Here is a 16,792-nt window from a genome sequence, read left to right as displayed (position 1 = left end):
AAATCCGCTCAGCCGTCCCGGGTTTGCACGAATAGTTCGCCCTTGTTCACAACTTGCGGGAACGAAGTTCGTGCCCCTTGGACGTCTTGCACCGCCCGGTCTCCAGATCCCACTGCCAGCCGTGCAGATTGCAGGTGAGGGTATTGCCTTCCACCACACCGAATTTCGACAGATCCGCCTTGAGGTGCGGGCATCGGCGCTGCACCTCCCACCCGGCCAGCTCACACGAGGCGGAATCGTCGTGTGCCTCGGCGAACCAGCCGTCGGCATAGGCGATACGTTCGTCGGTGAGGCATTTGAAGAAGGTGTAGAGGAATTCGTTGTAGCCGCCGATTCGCCACGCCTGGAAGCGGGTGGACAGGAAGATGGTGTTCACCCAGTCCGGCTCGTTGTCGCGCAGCACGGTGCGCACCAGCTGCGGGGCGATGCGGAACCCGTAGCGGTACTTGCCTTCTCCCTCGATGGGTCCACGCACCAGCCGCTTCGGAAAGTCGAGGACCACGGTTTCCTCGCCCATCACCAGCCCGACCGGATAGCCGATGCCGTCGCAGATCAGGTCGCTCTGCGCCATGATCGGTTCGAACAGCTCCTTGAGCCGAGGCAGCAGCGGCGTACCGTCTTCGGTTGCCCAGGAAGCCTTTTCGCGCTCCAGCACCGGCGCCATGCGCTGCGCCATCCGCTCGATGTAGCCGGCCTTGTCGTCGTAGATCTCGGCCGGATCGAACGGATGGGTCAGATCCAGTTCCTTACCCCGCACATCGGCGACCGAACCCGGAATCATCAGCACCCCACCGGAATTGCCGTGGATGCGCATCTGCTCCAGGAAGACCATCTGGTCCGGGAAGATATTGCCGTTGTCGGCGGAGTAGCGGTTCTCGCCGTCGTCGTTGAGGTAGCGCAGCTCGTCGTCGAGGAACACCGGCGGTCCGGCCGAGGGCACCACCCAGGTGGCGCCGACCTGCTCGATATAGCTGCGCGCACGATCCATCCCGCGCCGGCGCTTCTGCTTGCCGAAGTTCGCCTTGGTCTTGCTCGGGATGTCGTAGACCATCGGGTACCAGATGGCGCCCGAATACTGCAGCAGGTGGATATCGATATGTCCGAACTCCTCGTGCAGGACATCCATATCCACCGGCCGCGCGTCGTTCATGTTGAAGCACACGGTCTCGCGATCGGAGACGACCAGACCCGAATCACCGATCGGCCCGTCGGCCGGCGCCCGCAGCGCGATGATCATGATGTCCAGTTCGTGCCCGTCCCGGCCGGTGATCGTGTGCTTGACCGAGTTCTGGGTCTCGAAGAACGTGTGGAAGCCCAGCTTCTCCAGCTCGCGCTGCAGATCCGGCACCGGATAGTCCGGCAGCAGAACGGTGGCGTTCTTGTTCACGTGGTCGAGCAGATTCTTCGCGTCGAAGTGGTCGCGGTGCAGGTGCGAGACGTAGAGGAAATCGCAGTTGCCCAGCTCGTCCCAGTCCAGCCCGGTGTTGTCCGGGAACGGGACCCACGACGCGAAATAGGCCGGGTTGACCCACGGATCACAGAGGATCGTCCCGGCCGCGGTGCGGATGTGGAATCCGGCATGTCCGACGCTGGTGATCTGCACGAAGAAGTCCCTCCTGAACCCGGCTACCAGCCACCCAGGGTAGCGGTTGAACGGGCTTCCTCGGCCTGAGGGCCGCTATTGCCTCTGCCGTCGCACCGGCGCAGTGTAGAGGGTGCACGGTGGCGCCACCGGGGCGCTGCCCCGAGTACGGAGGAAGGGACCGTGTACGCACGTTCTACGACTATTCAAGCCAAGCTCTCCGCCATCGACGCCGGAATCGCGCATATGCGCGACGAGGTGATGCCGGCCCTGGAAAACATGCCCGGCTGTATCGGGATGTCGTTGCTGGTCGACCGCCGATCCGGTCGTTGCATCGCGACGACGTCGTGGGAGTCCGAGGACATGATGCGCGAGAGCGCCGATCGGGTGCGCTCGCTGCGTGATCGCGCCGTCCAGTTGCTCGGCGCCGAGTCGGCACGGGTCGAGCAGTGGGAGGTCGCGGTCATGCACCGCGACCATCGCCTGCCCGAAGGGGCATGTGCCCAGCTCACGTGGGCGAAGTCCGACGATCCGAGCCGGTTCGACACGGCGATCGAGACCTACAAATCCATGGCGTCGTCGCAGCTGGAACAGATGCCCGGATTCTGCAGCACCAGTCTGCTGGTCGACAGGTCGAGCGGACGCGGTGTCGCCTGCGAGACCTTCGACAGCACCGACGCGGTCGAACGCAATCGCGAGCAGCTTGCCACCCTGCGCCGCGAGGGAACCCGTCGAGCGGGCGTCGACGTGCTCGAAGTCGGCGATTTCGAAGTCGCCCTCGCGCATCTGCGCGTCCCCGAACTGGTCTGAGGGCAGGCGGGCCGTCGTCGCGCCCGCTGCCGTCTCGGGCCGTCGCGGCGTACCGCCGGGCTATCGCAACGATGCCGGCCCGCTTGCACGCATCAGGCCGAAACGTCGCCGATGCAATATCCGCTGTCGGTCGCTTTGACGGTGTATGTCCGTTCCTGCTGACCGCCGCCCGCCGTGACCGTGGCGGATATGGACAGGTAGGTGCTGTTCAGAGCAGTGGAACTGAGCGACTGATCGGCGAAGGCGGTCGCAGCGGTGAGCTTGGCCGCATTGGTCGCCAGCGGCGGGCGCGATGTGCGTCCGGTGCCGTTCGGATCCCAGGTCGTCTCGGCGGTGCACAACAGAGGATGGGAGTTTTCCTGGTCCGCCGTGTCGATCGGATGTCCTGTCTGGCGTGACAGATAGCGGCGGACGACGTGGCGGGCGTCGGCGGTCTGGGCCTCGCTGCTGGTGCCGAAACCGATCTCGGCGCCGGCGGGGTAGACCCGCGGGCAGGCATATCCGGTGGCGATATCCGCTCGCTCGGCGACGACGGTCACCGCGTCGGCGGTTCCGCTCGCCGACTTCCACACGAGGGCGGTTCCGTTGTCGCTGCCCGGCTGCGCCAGCGCCGACTCGATGGCCGACTTGTCGGAGTACATCGTCTCGACGTTGCGGGGAGCCATCGTCCAGCACTTGGCTTCCATATCCGCCGGAGTGAGTTGCCGCAGATCGCTCACCCAGCGGGTCATGGCCTCGGTGGCCTGTGGATCGGCCGTCACGAGGGCCACCGCGATCGCGGATTCGGGCGGCGCCGGGGTGGCCCGGGGTGCGGGAGCGGCGATACGGGAGGACGACGGAGCGGCGGATTGCGTTGCCGCGGAGGAATTGTCGGACTTGTGATAGTCGGTGCCATCGATGCCGACCTGCGAATCACATCCGGCGAGGATGCCCGCGACCACGATCGCCAGACCGCCTGCCCGCGCGGCCGAGAGCCGCCTGCCGCGTCGCGCTGCGCGGCCGGTATGCAGCGCTACGCCCATACCCCCTCGTGCTTTCCGGCCGCCTGCACGCGATGCTGGACTGGGGCTTTCCACTGCGCTGAACCTCGTTTCCTGTGCGGCGGTCGGTAGCGAAAATGTGACAGCGACTACGCTAGCGGAATTGTGGAACCCGTATACCGGACGATCATCGGCCTGGCCCGGACCGTCTTCTTCGTACAGGGACTGAAATTCGACGTCACGGGGGCTGAGAACATCCCCGCGCAGGGCGGCGCGGTCATCGCGATCAACCACACCGGCTATATGGACTTCACCTACGCGGGCCTGCCCGCGCGGACGCCGAAGCGCTATATCCGGTTCATGGCGAAGAAGGAAGTCTTCGACAACCCGATCTCCGGGCCGATCATGCGCGTCCTGCGGCACATCCCGGTCGACCGCGCGGCCGGCGCGGACTCCTACAAGGCGGCCGTGGACTATCTGCGCCGCGGCGAACTGGTCGGGGTTTATCCCGAGGCGACCATCAGCCGCAGCTTCGAGATCAAGGAATTCAAGTCGGGTGCCGCCCGGATGGCCATCGAGGCCGGCGTCCCGATCATTCCGATGACGATCTGGGGTGCGCAGCGGGTCTGGACCAAGGGGCATCCGAAGCGCCTGGGCCGCACCAACACTCCCATCTCGATCGCCGTCGGCAAGCCCATCCTGCCGCCCGCCGAGGCGGACGAGAAGGCCGTCGCCGAACTCACCGAGACCGTGCGCTCGACCATGCAGGAAATGCTGCTCGGCCTGCAGAAGAACTACACGCACGAGCCCGGCGCATACTGGGTGCCGGCCCGCTTGGGCGGCGGCGCACCGACGCTGCAGGAAGCCGACGCGATGGACGCCGCCGAGGCGAAGGCGAAAGCGGAGGCGCGCGCGGCACGTCGTGCCGCCGAAGCGGGAGATGCCGACTCCTGACGACAGGGTCGGCCCGGTAGTACCAGGAGATTCACCGATGACGCGAGAGCCCGTTTTCGACGTCCTCGCCGGATTGGTCCGTACCATCTTCTGGGCCCAGGGCCTGAAGATCGACATCGTCGGAGGCGAGAACATCCCGCGCACCGGTGGTGCGGTCCTGGCCGTGAATCACACGGCCTACCTGGACTTCATGGAGGTCGGACTGGTCGGCCGCGAATCCGGCCGCAATGTCCGCTACATGATGAAGGCCGAACTCGAACACGGCATCGTCGGCTGGCTCATGAAGCACTGCAAGGCAATCGGCGTGGACCGTACCGCCGGCGCCGAGTCCTACTCTCGCGCCGTCACCGCCCTGCGCGACGGCGAAATCGTCGTCGTCTACCCCGAAGCCACCATCAGCCGCAGCTTCGAGCTGAAGGAATTCAAATCCGGCGCCGCCCGCATGGCGATCGAAGCCGGCGTCCCCATCGTCCCCATGACGATCTGGGGCGCCCAACGCGTCTGGACCAAAGACATCCCGAAACAACTGGGCCGCCACAACTTCCCGATCAACATCCAGGTAGGCGAACCCATACCCCCGGCCGAACCCGCCGAAGACCTGACCGCCACCCTGCGTTCCAGCATGGAAAAACTGCTCGACGCGGCACAACGAGACTACGAAATGCCACCAGGCGCACGCTGGGTCCCCGCCCGACTGGGCGGTACCGCACCGACATTGGAGCAGGCGAAGGTACTGGAGCGCGAGGAGATGGAACGCCGCGCCGCCGCGAAAGCCAAACGCGCCCAAGGGTGATCGGCTCCGCAGCCTGCGGGGATCGGAAGTCAATCGTCCGAGGCCACCAGAAGGACGGCCTTCTTCTCATTGCGAGATATGAATAGAAACTCATGGTACTTACTATGAATATCCGCGTAGTCATTTATCGCTGACTCGCTCAGCCGTGGTAGCTCATAACAACTGATGCTCGGGTCATATAGCGGACGTAGGGCCTCGTCGATCACCGAACGAAGTCCGGATGGGATGACCCCTCCCATGCCGAGCCACTCATCCAGAACGCGGCGGAAGGTCGATCCGTCTCGAGGAAGGTAACAGGCCGGACTTATCGACGTCAGCCAGTAGGGCCCGTGGACGTTACCATTGGGATCTACGCCGCCACCCACATAATCGTCCCGGTACTCGACGGAACCGATGACGCCGGCGATGATGGCCTTGTCATCCGATATGGCGCCTGCCAGGTCGTACGTCTTGATTACGATCCACCTGTAGAGATGATGGGCACCGCTGTCGAACTCGTAGTCGCGGAAGTTTATGAATTGTGACTCGCGAAACGTCACAAGTTCATCCATTAATCAACCTCGTCTCACTCGGACCGATGCTTCGACCTACTTGATGTGCCACCGCTTGATACTAACGCCGGGTACGTCGTTAAAGTCCAATGTCTCCCCTCCGGATTGGCTGAAGGGCCTGTAGGTTACATTCGATTTGGGATCTTTGGATATCTCCCAAACCTCGATGTCGCCCTTCGGGGTGTGTTTGACTTGTGGCGGTCCAAGCTTCTCGAGTAACTCTTTGTGAGCTTGTTCCAACTCCTGTGCAGATACGAGTTGGACCCCTTGTGCGTCCTCTTCGCCGATCAATGCTCCGGAGTCATCAGTGACTATATCGTGTACGGCCCGGGCTCTCGCCTGCTCGCTGTGCGATATCCCGCCGCCCGATTGACTGGACTCATCGACGAGGATGGCCTGCATATAGTTGAATTCTGAAAGCCTGAGGGCCGTCGTGGCGAGATCGAGTTCGCGGACCTTCTTGAACGCTTGGTCGGTGCCGGAAGCTCGGGCATCGAGAGCTCGCATGTTGAGGACGTCGGGCATCTTACTCGCCTGGTAAGCGCCCTGTATTGCATCCATCACGCCACTGACAGTTTTGGCGGGGTTATGAGGATCGGTTGGGGAGAGCGCGAGGTCGAATAAACAGCCTGATACGCCGCAGCGGGCGACAGCTGTAACACCGACTCTCGACTCACTGCGATTGATTCTGTCAGCGCAGGACGTGCCCAGGGCATTGGTGGCTTCGAAATAGTCGTAGATCGCCTCGCTCAGATACTCTGCTGCGAGCGCGACGGTTTTGGCGCTTGTTTGCAGCTGGCTCAGGCGGTTTTGGATCTCCTGCCGATGGGCGGCGTCATCCATGCCTATAAAATGGTCCGAGATGACCATGATACGGTCGTGCGCGTCAGTAATCGTAGGATTCGCGGCAAAACTCATCCAGATGCGGTACGCCTTCTCGATTTTGAGTAGGTCACCGTTGGGAAGCTTGCCGAACGTGTCCTCGACCTGGCGGACAAGCTTGTCGAAGAAGGAATCGGCGTCGTTTTGACGAGTGAAACCGAGTCCGTTGTTGCTCACCGACGTCGGGATGACAACCTTGTACTCGCCGACCTGGCTGATAGAGGGCCGAGATGGGGGTGGATTGGATTTGTTGGTGACGCCCCAGTTGTAGCCCTGGGCGTAGAGCACCGCGGCGTAATTCGTTAGCGCATTGGCCAGGCTTGAACACGCCTGCATAGTTTCCTGTGCGTATTCGTCGTAAGCACCACCCCACTCCTTGCATCCAGGCGCGTCGCCGGCCATGCCCGCGCATTCACCCTTGACCGCGTCATGGACGGGCTTGTCGGCTCGGCGGATGTCATCGGCGAGCTGGTGGCATTCCGAGGCGGCGTCGTAGTACGTCTCCCAGTCGACGATCATCTGTTGCCGCTCTGCAGCATTCGCCAGTTGAGTTCCAGCGCGCGAATGTAGGCGGCGTGGGCCTCTTTGGCCGTGTCGCTCATGTCCTTGACGCCTTCCACGAGTTCCCTCGCCCCGCTGATCCATTCGCGGTGCGCGTCGTCGTAGGCGCGGGCGGCCAGGCCTTCCCAGCCGGTGCCCTGCAAACTCGCCACTCGCTGTTCGATATCCGACAGGTGGTCCTCGATGAAGCCGGCCAGGCCGGACAGGCGGGTGACGATGTGGTCCAGTTGTTCGAGGTCTACCGAGAATCGCGAGGCCACCGTTCAGGTCCAGTCCAGTCTCGGAATGTTCAGAGCGGCAGCGCTGTTCGCGTCGACCGACTGAAACGTCTCCGCCGTAACACCGAGCTTTTCGGCCAAGGTGGCGAGCGCCTGGAAGATCTGCCGGCCGCCGTCGTGGACCTCGGTCCAGCCTTCGGAGAACTCGTCGGCGTAGTCGCCGGTCCAGCTGTCGGTCAGCAATTCCGACACGTCTTTGGCTGCGGAATCCAATGCATTGTGCAGTGTTTCGGCCAAACCGTAGATGTAGACGCCCACATCGCGCACCTGTTCGGGCACAACCGAGAAATTTTGGCCAGGACCCGGCGAATTCCCCCCGCTATCGCACATGCCCCGATGGTATGTGAGGGCCCATCGGCGGTCCAGGCGATGGGCTGGGTCGATTCCTCAGCTCGGATCCGAACCCCGGATGGCGGCGAACCAGGTGGCGGTGGCGGCGGCTACCACTGTCGCTCCGGCGAAGGCGGGGAGGCCGCCGCCGGCGACGTATATCCAGAGCAGGCCGGCGAAGGGGGCGACGACGGCGAACTGGGCGTCGAGGAGCAGGCGGCGGCCCAGGCGGGTGGACGCGGCGGCGTGGGAGGGGCCGTCGGGGTCGGGGCGGGTCGGGTTGTCGATCAGGCGGCCTTGCGGTTCGGAGTCGCGGGCGGCGCCGGACACGAACAGGCGGTGGCCGTTCACGGCCACGGTGGCATCGCAGGTGGCATCGGATTCCGTCAGGCCGACGAGTGCGGGATCGAAATAGACCGGCAGCCAGCTGGTGCGGCCTTCCGAGCTGAGTTCGAGCCACGATCGGCTCAGCAACCGGTTCTGCTGGCGTACCCGCTTCACCCGGAACGTTCCCGCCGGAATCGTGCGCCACGGCGCCACCCCGAACGCCACCGCGAGACGGAATCCGCTGTACAACACCACAACCAGTGCGACCGCCGCCAACATGGCCAACTGCTCCGAATCGGCGAACGGCGCCCAGGCGATGCAGATCACCAGGGCGCCGATCGTGGTGAGAACCGGATAGGCCAGGGGATGGCCGGTACCGGAAATCACTTCAGGTAGCCGACTTTCGTCCAGTCGAGGGTGGCCAGGCCGCGCGCGCCGTAGTTGGCGAGATTGGAACGGGTCGCGACGATGCCGGGCGACTGCAGCAGCGGGAGAGAATGACCCTCGGCGAAGATCTGGCGGTCGACCTGATTGGCCAGATCGATGGCCTTGTTCGGGTCCAATTCCGAGACTGTCTTCTCGATCAGATCGTTGAGTTCCGGGGAACCGATGTGGCCGTAATTGCCCTGCCAGTTGTTCGGGTCGTATCCCCAGATCTGGCTGATGCTACCCAAGGGGAACGGGTCACCGACCCAGGAGAACTGCGCCAGATCGAAATCGCCCTTCTGGAACACATTGGTGAACAGCCCCTGTCCCGGCCGAGTGTCGATCGTGAGTTTCACGCCGATCTTGGCGAGATTCTGCTGCATGATCTGCGCCATCTGCACCCAGGACGGATCGTTGTACATCACATCGCGGATCTCGAGTTTGCGGCCGTCCTTCACCCGCACGTCACCCTCCAATTTCCAGCCGAGGGCGTCGAGTTCGCGGGCGGCGGCATCCGGGTCGTAGGGCAGGGCATTGTTCTGGTAGCCCTTCTGCCCCTCCAGGTAGATGTGATTGTTCAGCGGTTTGGGTTCGGCGACGAGTCCGTTCTGAATGGCATTCGCGATACCCTGCCGATCGATCGCCTTCGAGACGGCGACGCGAACCTTGGGATCCTCCAGAATCGACCCTGGGGCGCCGTTGAATGTGAGATGCGACCACTGCAGCGCGGGCGCGCGGCGGATGGAGACATTCGGAACGCCCTGAGCCGTCAGCAGATCGCCGCGGCTACCGATTCCGATCGCGTCGAGTTCGTCGTTCTGCAATGCGGGGACCAGCGCCGCCGAATCGAGCACGCTGAAATTGACGGTGTCGAGTTTCGGCGTCGCGCCCCACCATTTCGGGTTGCGCCCCAGCGTGATACGCCCTTGAGTTCGATCGGTGGACTGGATCACGAACGGTCCGGCCGTCACCTTGATCCCGTCGACGAGACTCTTGTTGAACGCCTCCGGATTCGAGGTCACCGACTTCGGGTACAGCAGGCTGTTGCCGGAGAACTGGCCCTGCCATTCACCGAAATGCTTGTTGAATGTCAGCACCGCCTGGCGGTCGTCGACGCCGCGCTCGACCTTCGCCACCCGATCGAAACCCATATTGTTGGCGATCAGATACTCCGGATTGCGACCGCTCAGCGCCTCGGCTTGAGCGGCGATGTCCTCCCACGTGATCGGCGTCCCGTCCGTCCACACCGCCTTCGGATTGATGGTGTAGGTGACGGTTTGCGGATCGGTGCCGGTCAACTCGACGTTGGTGAAGTAGTCGGTGTTGAGATGCGTGCCACCGGCGGCGTCGATGGTGAATGCCTGGGGCATCATCGGCCGCTCGACCGCGGTGATGTCGTAGTTGTTGCCGTCGATCTGAAGGGTGTTCCAGTTCGGCGGGAATTCCGAGATCGCCAACCGTAGATTTCCGCCGTCGCGAAGGTCGGCGACGTCGTGCGGGTTGATGTCGTTGGTCGTGCCGAGGTCGGAGCTCCCGGTCCCGGTCGTGGAGCCCGAACACCCCGACAGCAGCAATCCGAACGCGACCGCGGGGATCGCGAGCCGGGTTATTGTCGAACGAATCCGCATGGTTTCGTTCTCCTTTCGTCGGGACGGGCGGCTAACTGACGAAGCCGATCTTGGTGTAGTCGTAGGTGGCCAGGCCGGGAGCGCCGTAGTTGGCGACGGTGGTCCGTACGCCGTAGTTGCCCGGATCCTGGGTGAGCGGCAGCGAGAAACCCTCTTCGAAAACCTTGCGGTCCACCTGGTTCGCGAGTTCGATGGCCTTCTTCGGATCCAATTCACTGAGGGTCTGCTCGATCAGTGCGTTCAACTCCGGGGAGCCGATGCGACCGAAATTGCTCTGCTCGTCATCGGGGTGGTAGGCGTAGATCTGCGGGATGCTCCCGAACGGGAATGCGTCGCCCGAGAACTGGAACTGGGCGATATCGAAATCGCCGGGGATCATCGCGTCGGTGAAGAAACCCTGGCGTTGCCGGGTGGCGATGGTCAGTTTCACCCCGACCTTCGCGAGGTCGCCCTGGACGATCTGCGCGACCCGAACCCAGGTGGGGTCGTTGTACATCACATCGCGGATCTCGAGGCGGCGGCCGTCTTTCACCCGCACATCGCCCTGCTGTTTCCAGCCCAGTGCATCGAGTTCGCGCGCCGCGGCCTCGGGATCGTAGGGCAGGCTGTTGTCCTGATAGCCCTCTTGTCCCTGGACGAAGATGTGATTGTTCAACGGCTTAGGATTCGACACCAGACCGTTTTCGATCGCATTCGCGATGCCCTGCCGATCGATGGCCTTCGATATCGCCACCCGCAGGGCGGGATCCGCCAGAATCGAACCGGGCGCGCCGTTGAAGGTGATGTGCCGCCACAGATTTCCCGGGGCGTGGCGTACGACCAGTTCGGAACCGCTGCGCACGGTCGCCAGATCCTCGATGGAGTTCAGGCGCGCGGCGTCGAGTTCGTTGTTCTGCAGGGCCGCCGCATATGCGGACTGATCCATCACACTGAAGGTGATGGTGTCCAGTTTCGGAGTATCGCCCCACCATTTCGGATTGCGGCCCAGCACGATTCGGCCCTGCGTGCGATCGGTGGAGCGGACCGCGAACGGCCCGGAGGTGAGCGCGATGCCGCCGGCGAGCGCGCGATTGAAGGTATCCGGATCGGCGGTGACCGATTTCGGATACAGCATCGCGTTTCCGGCGAACTGACCGCGCCAATCCGCGTAATGCTGTTTGAAGGTGATCACGGCCTGTCGGTCATCGACCCCGCGTTCGACCTTGCCGACCCGATCGAATCCGTTGTTGATCGCGATCAGATAGCGGGTGTCCACACTCGACAGCGCATGGGCTTGGGAGGCGATGTCCTCCCAGGTGATCGGTGATCCGTCACTCCACACCGCCTTGGGGTTGATGGTGTAGGTGACCTGTTGCGGATCGGTGCCGGTGAGCTGGATATCGGTGAAATAGTCCTTGTTGATCGTCAATTGGCCGGTCGCGTCGATCAGGTACGACCGCGGCATCAACGGCCACAGCACCTCCCCGGTCTCCAACTCGTTGCCGTCGATGGACAGGGAATTCCAATTGGCCGGATATCCGCTGATCGCCAACCGCAGGTTGCCGCCGTCGCGCACCGCATCGCGCGGCTGCGGATTGATGTCGTTGGCGGATCCGAGGGCCGCGGGCCCGTTCGTGGTGTTCACCGATGCGCAGCCTGCCAGCGCGATGCCCACCCCGGCCGCCATTACGACAGCGATCGAACGCAATGTCCGCGAACGTTTCCTCACGACGAACTCCTAGCGAGCGACGACCGGAAGCGGAACCGCGTCGATCAGCGCGCGGGTGTACTCGTGGTGCGGCGATGCGAAAATCTGCTCGGCCGGACCGGATTCGACGATCTTGCCGCGATACATGACCGCGATATCGTGCGCGAGATTGCGGACCACCGAAAGGTCGTGGGAGACGAACAGATACGACAGCCCGCGTTCGGCCTGCAGATCCCGCAGGAGGTTGAGCACCCCGGCCTGAATGGAAACGTCGAGCGAGGACACCGGCTCGTCGAGTACCAGCAGTTGCGGGTCCAGCGCCATCGCCCGCGCGATATTGATGCGCTGCTTCTGCCCGCCCGAGAAATCGGCCGGATAGCGATCGGCGTGTTCGGCGCGCAGTCCTACCTGCTTCAGCAATTCCGGTACCCGCTTGCGAATTTCGTCGCGGGACCGGCCGTCGACGCGCAACGGCTCGGCCAGGGCGTCGAAAATCGGCAGGCGCGGATCCAGCGAGGACGCCGGATCCTGGAACACGATCTGCAATTTGCGGCGGATATCGCGTTTGCGCTGCTTGCTCAGCGTCGCGACATCCTCGCCGAAGACCTCGATCGTGCCCGCCTGCGGCTGCACGAGGTCCATGATCTGGCTCAGCGTCGTCGATTTCCCGGATCCGGATTCACCGACGAGCGCGAGTGTGCGTCCCTTGCGGACCGCGAAGTCGATGCCGTCGACCGCGCGCACCTCGCCGGTGCGGCGCTTGAAAACCACACCGGAGGTGACCGGGAACGTCTTGGTCAGGCCCGAAACACGCAGCACCACATCGGAATCGGCGGGTTCCGGCGCGGCGACACTGTCGGTGTCGTGGCGGTAGGCGGCGAACAGGTCCGCGGTCCCCACCTCGGCGGTGCGGATGCAGGCCGCCCGGTGCGCGGCCGCGGTTTCCTGCAGTGGCGGCTCCGCGGCCAGGCAGTCGTCGATCGAGACCGGGCAGCGCGGCGCGAAGGGACAGCCCGGCGGCAGGGCGTGCATGGGCGGGGGAGTACCCACGATCGGGATGAGCGGTGCCCGGGCCGGACCGTCCATCCGCGGGATGGAACCGAGCAGGCCGACGGTGTACGGCATCCGCGGCGAGTTGAACAGCTCTGCGGCGGGGGCGTTTTCGACGATCCGTCCGGCATACATCACCGCCACCCGGTCCGCCAGCGTGGCCGCGATCCCCATGTCGTGGGTGATCATGATGACGCCGGCGCCGGTGATGTCGCGCGCCTTGCGCAGCAGGTCGAGGATCTGCGCCTGCACCGTCACATCCAAGGCGGTGGTGGGTTCATCGCAGATGATCAGTTCCGGATCGTTGGCGATCGCCATCGCGATCACCACGCGCTGGCGCATACCGCCGGAGAATTCGTGCGGAAAAGCCTTGGCGCGCACGGCCGGTTCGGGAATACCGACCAGATCGAGCAGCTCCACGGCCCGGTCCGCGGCCTGCGACTTGCTCATCTTCTTGTGGGCGACCAGAGCCTCGGCGATCTGATCACCGACCCGGTAGACGGGCGTGAGCGCCGAGAGCGGGTCCTGGAAGACCATGCTGATCCGCGTCCCGCGCAGCGCCGAAAGCTGCTTGTCGCCCATGCCGAGCAACTCCCGGCCCCGCAGGCGGATCGAGCCGCGGATGCGGGCCTGATCGGGCAGCAACCCCATCACGGCCAGCGAGGACACCGATTTGCCGGAGCCAGACTCGCCGACGATGGCCAGCACCTCACCGTCGGCGACGGTGTAGTTCACTCCGCGCACGGCGTCGATGCGGCCCTCCTCGCCGGGGAAGGACACATGCAGGTCCGACACCTCCAGCAGGGGTGCGGTCGTGCCGCGGCGCGCGTCCGCCCGGTCGGCGGATTCGGTGGTGCGATCGGTCATGCCGCTTCAATCCTCTTGTCCGCCTGCTCGTCCGGACCGGCACTGGAGGTTCGCGCCGACTTCCCGCGCTGCGCCTTGTCCCGCTTCGCCGCCCGGTCGGCCTTCCGGCCCGCCCGCGCGCCCTTGGAACTCGGGTCGAAGGCGTCGCGCAAGCCGTCGCCGACGAGGTTGGCGCACAGCACGATCGCGATCAGGAAACCACCCGGGAACAGGAACAACCACGGGAAGGTCAAAGCCGATTTGGTGCCGAAGGCGATCAGCGAGCCCAGTGACACGTCCGGCGGTTGCACACCGAATCCGAGGAAGCTCAAACCCGTTTCGGACATGATCGCCGCGCCGACGGCGAGAGTGGTGTCGATGATCAGGATCGAGGCGATATTCGGCACGATGTGGGTGACGATCACCGAACGCGTCGAAGCGCCCATGTACCGTGCCGCACGGACGAATTCGCGTTCGCGCAGGCTCAGCGTCAATCCGCGCACGATGCGGGCGCTGATCATCCAGCTGAACCCGGCCAGCAACACGATCAGCAGCAGAATCGAACTGCTGCCCTTGGTGCGCGGGGCGAAGATCGCGATGATGATGAAGCTGGGCACCACCAGCAGCAGATCGACCAGCCACATGATCGCGCGGTCGGTCCAGCCGCCGAGCAGACCCGCGATCGACCCCGCGGTGACCGCGACCAGCGAGGTCAGCACGGCCACGCAGATGCCGATGATCAGCGATTTCTGCAAACCGTGCAGGGTCTGGGCCAGCATGTCCTGGCCGATCTCGTTGGTTCCGAACCAGTGCTGCGGCGACGGGGGCTGCAGCAGCGCGTACGGGTCGCGCTCCTGATAGTCGTAGGACAGGAACGGCGGAATCGCGAAGGCGCCGATCAGCATGATGATCAGCACGGTCGCGCCGACGACGGCGGGCTTGTTACGCAGGAATCTGCGCCACACCAGCTTTCGGCGTCCGGCCGCAGCGGGTTCCGGCGCGCCCTGCGCGATGATCTCGGTTTCGGTCACTTTCTCGCCCCGATCATCCGACCCGCACTCGCGGATCCAGAATCGCATACACGATGTCGGACAGCAGGCCCGAAACCAGCACCACGAATCCCGCGAACACCGTGACGGTCACCACGATGTAAATGTCCTGCGCGTTGATCCCGTCGACGAGCCATTCACCGACGCCGTGCCAGCCGAAGATCTTCTCGGTGAAGGTGGCGCCGGTGATCAGCGCGCCGAGACTGTAGGCGAACAGGGTCGCCATCGGAATCAGCGCGGTGCGCAGGCCGTGTTTGTAGAGCGCACGACGCCGGGTGAGTCCCTTGGCCCGCGCGGTGCGGATGAAGTCGCTCTGCAGCACATCGAGCATGGCGTTGCGCTGGTAGCGGCTGTAACCGGCCATCGCGCCCAGGGCGAGACCGAGGCTCGGAACGATCATGTGCTGCACGCGGTCGACGAACTGATTCCACACCCCGTGCACGGCATTGGCCGAGGTTTCACCGGTATAGAGGAATATCTGTTGCCCCGCAGCCGAATTTATTTCCAGCGCACCGTATTTCAGTAGCGTGGCCAACAGGAAGATAGGCGTGCTGAGCACCAGCAGGGAAAATATTGTCGTGAAGTAATCGCTGAACCGATATTGCCGGATCGCACCGGCCGCGCCGATCAGCACACCGAGGACCGTTCCGACGACCGAGCCCACGACCAGCAACCGCAGACTGACCCCGATCCGGCGCGGCAGTTCCTGGCTGACCGGCTGCCCCGTCAGGGTCGTGCCGAAGTCACCGTGCACCACGCCGCCGACCCAGGTGAGGTAGCGCTGCGGGATCGGCTGGTCGAGATGCAGTTCGTGGGCCTTGGCATCGATCACCGACTGCGGCGGTCGCGGATTGCGCTGTTCGAGGCTGTCCAGCGGGCGAAATGTCAGCGACGCCAGACTGAAAGCCAGGAACGACGCCAGCGCCAGCAGCACGACATAGTTGAGCGCACGTCGTAGCAGAAAGCCGGTCATCGGTCCCCTCGGGTCGGTTACTAGCCCCTGATCATAGGGAATGGTCTCGAGTCCACCGGTGACATCGTGCACCACTTCCGGCCCACTCGCAGGCGGGGCGCGGGCAAATGATTACAGCCGCGCCGGAATTTCGGGCAGGATGGAATAGGTGACGCGTCTGCCGAAGCCGAAGATGGTGGCCACCGATGTCGATGGCACGCTGCTCGACGAATGGGAACGGGTGACGCCGCGCACCCGTACCGCGGTGGCCGCGTTGATCGCTGATGGAGTGCCGTTCGTGCTGGCCACGGGTCGTCCGCCGCGCTGGATCGATCCGGTGGTCGAGGGCCTGGGCTTTCCTCCGCTGTGTGTCTGCGGCAACGGCGCGGTGATCTACGACAGTGCGGCCGATCGCATCCTGCACACCAGCACATTGGATGTGGAGAGTCTGGCGTGGATCGCCGACCTCGCCGAGCGCGTGCTACCCGGCTGCGGGCTGGCCGCCGAGCGCGTCGGCCGCAGCGCGCACGATGCCGCGACGCCGCAGTTCGTCAGCTCACCCGAGTACGAGCACGCCTGGCTGAATCCGGACGACACCCAGGTGTCGCGGCAGGAGGTCATCTCGGCGCCGGCGATCAAGATGCTGATCCGGCTGCGAGGAACGCCCAGCGCGGAGATGCAGTCGGCCCTGGAATCCCACCTGGCCGGGCGTGCCGACATCACCTACTCCACCAACAACGGGCTCATCGAACTGTCCGCGCCCGGGATCACGAAGGCCGCCGGCCTGAGCGTGGTCGCCGAGCGGCTCGGGGTGGACCCGGCGGCGATCCTGGCCTTCGGCGATATGCCCAACGACGTGCCGATGCTCCGGATGGCCGGGCACGGCGTGGCGATGGGCAACGCCCACCCCGAAGCCCAGGCCGCCGCCGACGAGATCACCGCCTCCAATTCGGAGGACGGCGTCGCGCTGGTGCTCGAGCGCTGGTGGGAGAGCTGAGGACGTTGCCGGCCTCGGCCTTCAGCCCGCGGGGGCCGGAGGAATGGGCTGCGACGGCGCCGCCGCAGCGGACTCGGGCGCGGGCGGCGCTTCGGGAACCGGACCAACC

General features: G+C 64.4%; 16 protein-coding genes. 4 read left to right on the top strand and 12 right to left on the bottom strand.

The genetic code is table 11. The annotated features are described in order from the left end of the window. Window positions 1-46: 46 nt before the first annotated feature. The gene (locus NE2_RS33700) at window positions 47-1,603 is read right to left on the bottom strand and encodes a Rieske 2Fe-2S domain-containing protein (protein ID WP_063032721.1); all 1,557 of its coding nucleotides are present in this window, start codon (window positions 1,601-1,603) and stop codon (window positions 47-49) included. Between the two features lie 162 nt (window positions 1,604-1,765). Between NE2_RS33700 and NE2_RS33695 the strand changes: the two genes are divergently transcribed. Next, window positions 1,766-2,392, top strand: coding sequence for a hypothetical protein (locus NE2_RS33695; RefSeq protein ID WP_063032719.1), 627 nt, complete (start codon window positions 1,766-1,768; stop codon window positions 2,390-2,392). A 92-nt stretch (window positions 2,393-2,484) separates the two neighbouring features. On the opposite strand, the gene NE2_RS33690 is transcribed toward NE2_RS33695, so the two are convergent. Then, entirely contained in the window at window positions 2,485-3,414 is a 930-nt protein-coding gene (locus NE2_RS33690) for a hypothetical protein (RefSeq protein WP_063032717.1), read from the bottom strand. A gap of 123 nt (window positions 3,415-3,537) precedes the next feature. Here NE2_RS33690 and NE2_RS33685 point away from each other — a divergent pair, with 123 nt between their 5' ends. Both NE2_RS33685 and NE2_RS33680 read left to right on the top strand, forming a co-directional pair. After that, a complete protein-coding gene (locus NE2_RS33685; RefSeq protein ID WP_063032715.1) occupies window positions 3,538-4,326 on the top strand; it encodes a lysophospholipid acyltransferase family protein in 789 nt (262 codons plus the stop codon). Window positions 4,327-4,363: 37 nt separating this feature from the next. Continuing rightward, window positions 4,364-5,119: a lysophospholipid acyltransferase family protein gene (locus tag NE2_RS33680; protein ID WP_063032713.1), complete on the top strand. Its 756-nt coding sequence runs from the start codon at window positions 4,364-4,366 to the stop codon at window positions 5,117-5,119. Between the two features lie 29 nt (window positions 5,120-5,148). Here NE2_RS33680 and NE2_RS33675 read toward each other — a convergent pair whose 3' ends face one another. From NE2_RS33675 to oppB, 10 genes are all read right to left on the bottom strand, one after another. Further along, window positions 5,149-5,670: a hypothetical protein gene (locus NE2_RS33675; protein ID WP_063032711.1), complete on the bottom strand. Its 522-nt coding sequence runs from the start codon at window positions 5,668-5,670 to the stop codon at window positions 5,149-5,151. A gap of 36 nt (window positions 5,671-5,706) precedes the next feature. Next, a complete protein-coding gene (locus NE2_RS33670) occupies window positions 5,707-7,071 on the bottom strand; it encodes a hypothetical protein (RefSeq protein WP_063032709.1) in 1,365 nt (454 codons plus the stop codon). Beyond that, on the bottom strand, window positions 7,068-7,373 hold the full coding sequence (locus NE2_RS33665; RefSeq protein WP_063032707.1) for a WXG100 family type VII secretion target: 306 nt from the start codon (window positions 7,371-7,373) through the stop codon (window positions 7,068-7,070). The genes NE2_RS33670 and NE2_RS33665 overlap by 4 nt, the downstream gene beginning before the upstream one ends. Before the next feature lie 3 nt (window positions 7,374-7,376). Further along, complete coding sequence (locus NE2_RS33660) at window positions 7,377-7,670, bottom strand: WXG100 family type VII secretion target (RefSeq protein WP_233429967.1); 294 nt, start codon at window positions 7,668-7,670, stop codon at window positions 7,377-7,379. 108 nt (window positions 7,671-7,778) lie between these two features. Further along, entirely contained in the window at window positions 7,779-8,375 is a 597-nt protein-coding gene (locus NE2_RS33655; protein WP_063032727.1) for a hypothetical protein, read from the bottom strand. 56 nt (window positions 8,376-8,431) lie between these two features. Further along, entirely contained in the window at window positions 8,432-10,102 is a 1,671-nt protein-coding gene (locus NE2_RS33650; protein ID WP_063032704.1) for an ABC transporter family substrate-binding protein, read from the bottom strand. A 31-nt stretch (window positions 10,103-10,133) separates the two neighbouring features. Beyond that, the gene (locus NE2_RS33645) at window positions 10,134-11,768 is read right to left on the bottom strand and encodes an ABC transporter family substrate-binding protein (RefSeq protein ID WP_063032702.1); all 1,635 of its coding nucleotides are present in this window, start codon (window positions 11,766-11,768) and stop codon (window positions 10,134-10,136) included. Window positions 11,769-11,819: 51 nt separating this feature from the next. Next, entirely contained in the window at window positions 11,820-13,706 is a 1,887-nt protein-coding gene (locus NE2_RS33640; protein ID WP_084494521.1) for an ABC transporter ATP-binding protein, read from the bottom strand. Then, the gene (locus NE2_RS33635; RefSeq protein ID WP_084494522.1) at window positions 13,703-14,716 is read right to left on the bottom strand and encodes an ABC transporter permease; all 1,014 of its coding nucleotides are present in this window, start codon (window positions 14,714-14,716) and stop codon (window positions 13,703-13,705) included. The genes NE2_RS33640 and NE2_RS33635 overlap by 4 nt, the downstream gene beginning before the upstream one ends. Before the next feature lie 13 nt (window positions 14,717-14,729). Continuing rightward, entirely contained in the window at window positions 14,730-15,707 is a 978-nt protein-coding gene (gene oppB, locus NE2_RS33630) for an ABC transporter permease (RefSeq protein WP_063032698.1), read from the bottom strand. Between the two features lie 172 nt (window positions 15,708-15,879). Between oppB and NE2_RS33625 the strand changes: the two genes are divergently transcribed. After that, window positions 15,880-16,683, top strand: coding sequence for a Cof-type HAD-IIB family hydrolase (locus NE2_RS33625; protein WP_063032723.1), 804 nt, complete (start codon window positions 15,880-15,882; stop codon window positions 16,681-16,683). Window positions 16,684-16,792: the final 109 nt, after the last annotated feature.

It is taken from the genome of Nocardia elegans NBRC 108235, from assembly GCF_001612845.1.
In the GTDB taxonomy this organism is placed as follows: Bacteria; Actinomycetota; Actinomycetes; order Mycobacteriales; family Mycobacteriaceae; genus Nocardia; species Nocardia nova.
The sequence above is the reverse complement of the archived record's forward strand: the minus strand, read 5'-3'. Positions and strand labels throughout refer to the sequence as shown.

Excerpts from the sequence above, each read along its gene's own strand:
- NE2_RS33690 (WP_063032717.1), bottom strand. The coding sequence starts at position 3,414 with ATGGGCGTAGCGCTGCATACCGGCCGCGCAGCGCGACGCGGCAGGCGG.
- NE2_RS33680 (WP_063032713.1), top strand. The coding sequence starts at position 4,364 with ATGACGCGAGAGCCCGTTTTCGACGTCCTCGCCGGATTGGTCCGTACC.
- NE2_RS33675 (WP_063032711.1), bottom strand. The coding sequence starts at position 5,670 with ATGGATGAACTTGTGACGTTTCGCGAGTCACAATTCATAAACTTCCGC.
- NE2_RS33670 (WP_063032709.1), bottom strand. The coding sequence starts at position 7,071 with ATGATCGTCGACTGGGAGACGTACTACGACGCCGCCTCGGAATGCCAC.
- NE2_RS33650 (WP_063032704.1), bottom strand. The coding sequence starts at position 10,102 with ATGCGGATTCGTTCGACAATAACCCGGCTCGCGATCCCCGCGGTCGCG.
- NE2_RS33645 (WP_063032702.1), bottom strand. The coding sequence starts at position 11,768 with ATGGCGGCCGGGGTGGGCATCGCGCTGGCAGGCTGCGCATCGGTGAAC.
- NE2_RS33640 (WP_084494521.1), bottom strand. The coding sequence starts at position 13,706 with ATGACCGATCGCACCACCGAATCCGCCGACCGGGCGGACGCGCGCCGC.
- oppB (WP_063032698.1), bottom strand. The coding sequence starts at position 15,707 with ATGACCGGCTTTCTGCTACGACGTGCGCTCAACTATGTCGTGCTGCTG.
- NE2_RS33625 (WP_063032723.1), top strand. The coding sequence starts at position 15,880 with ATGGTGGCCACCGATGTCGATGGCACGCTGCTCGACGAATGGGAACGG.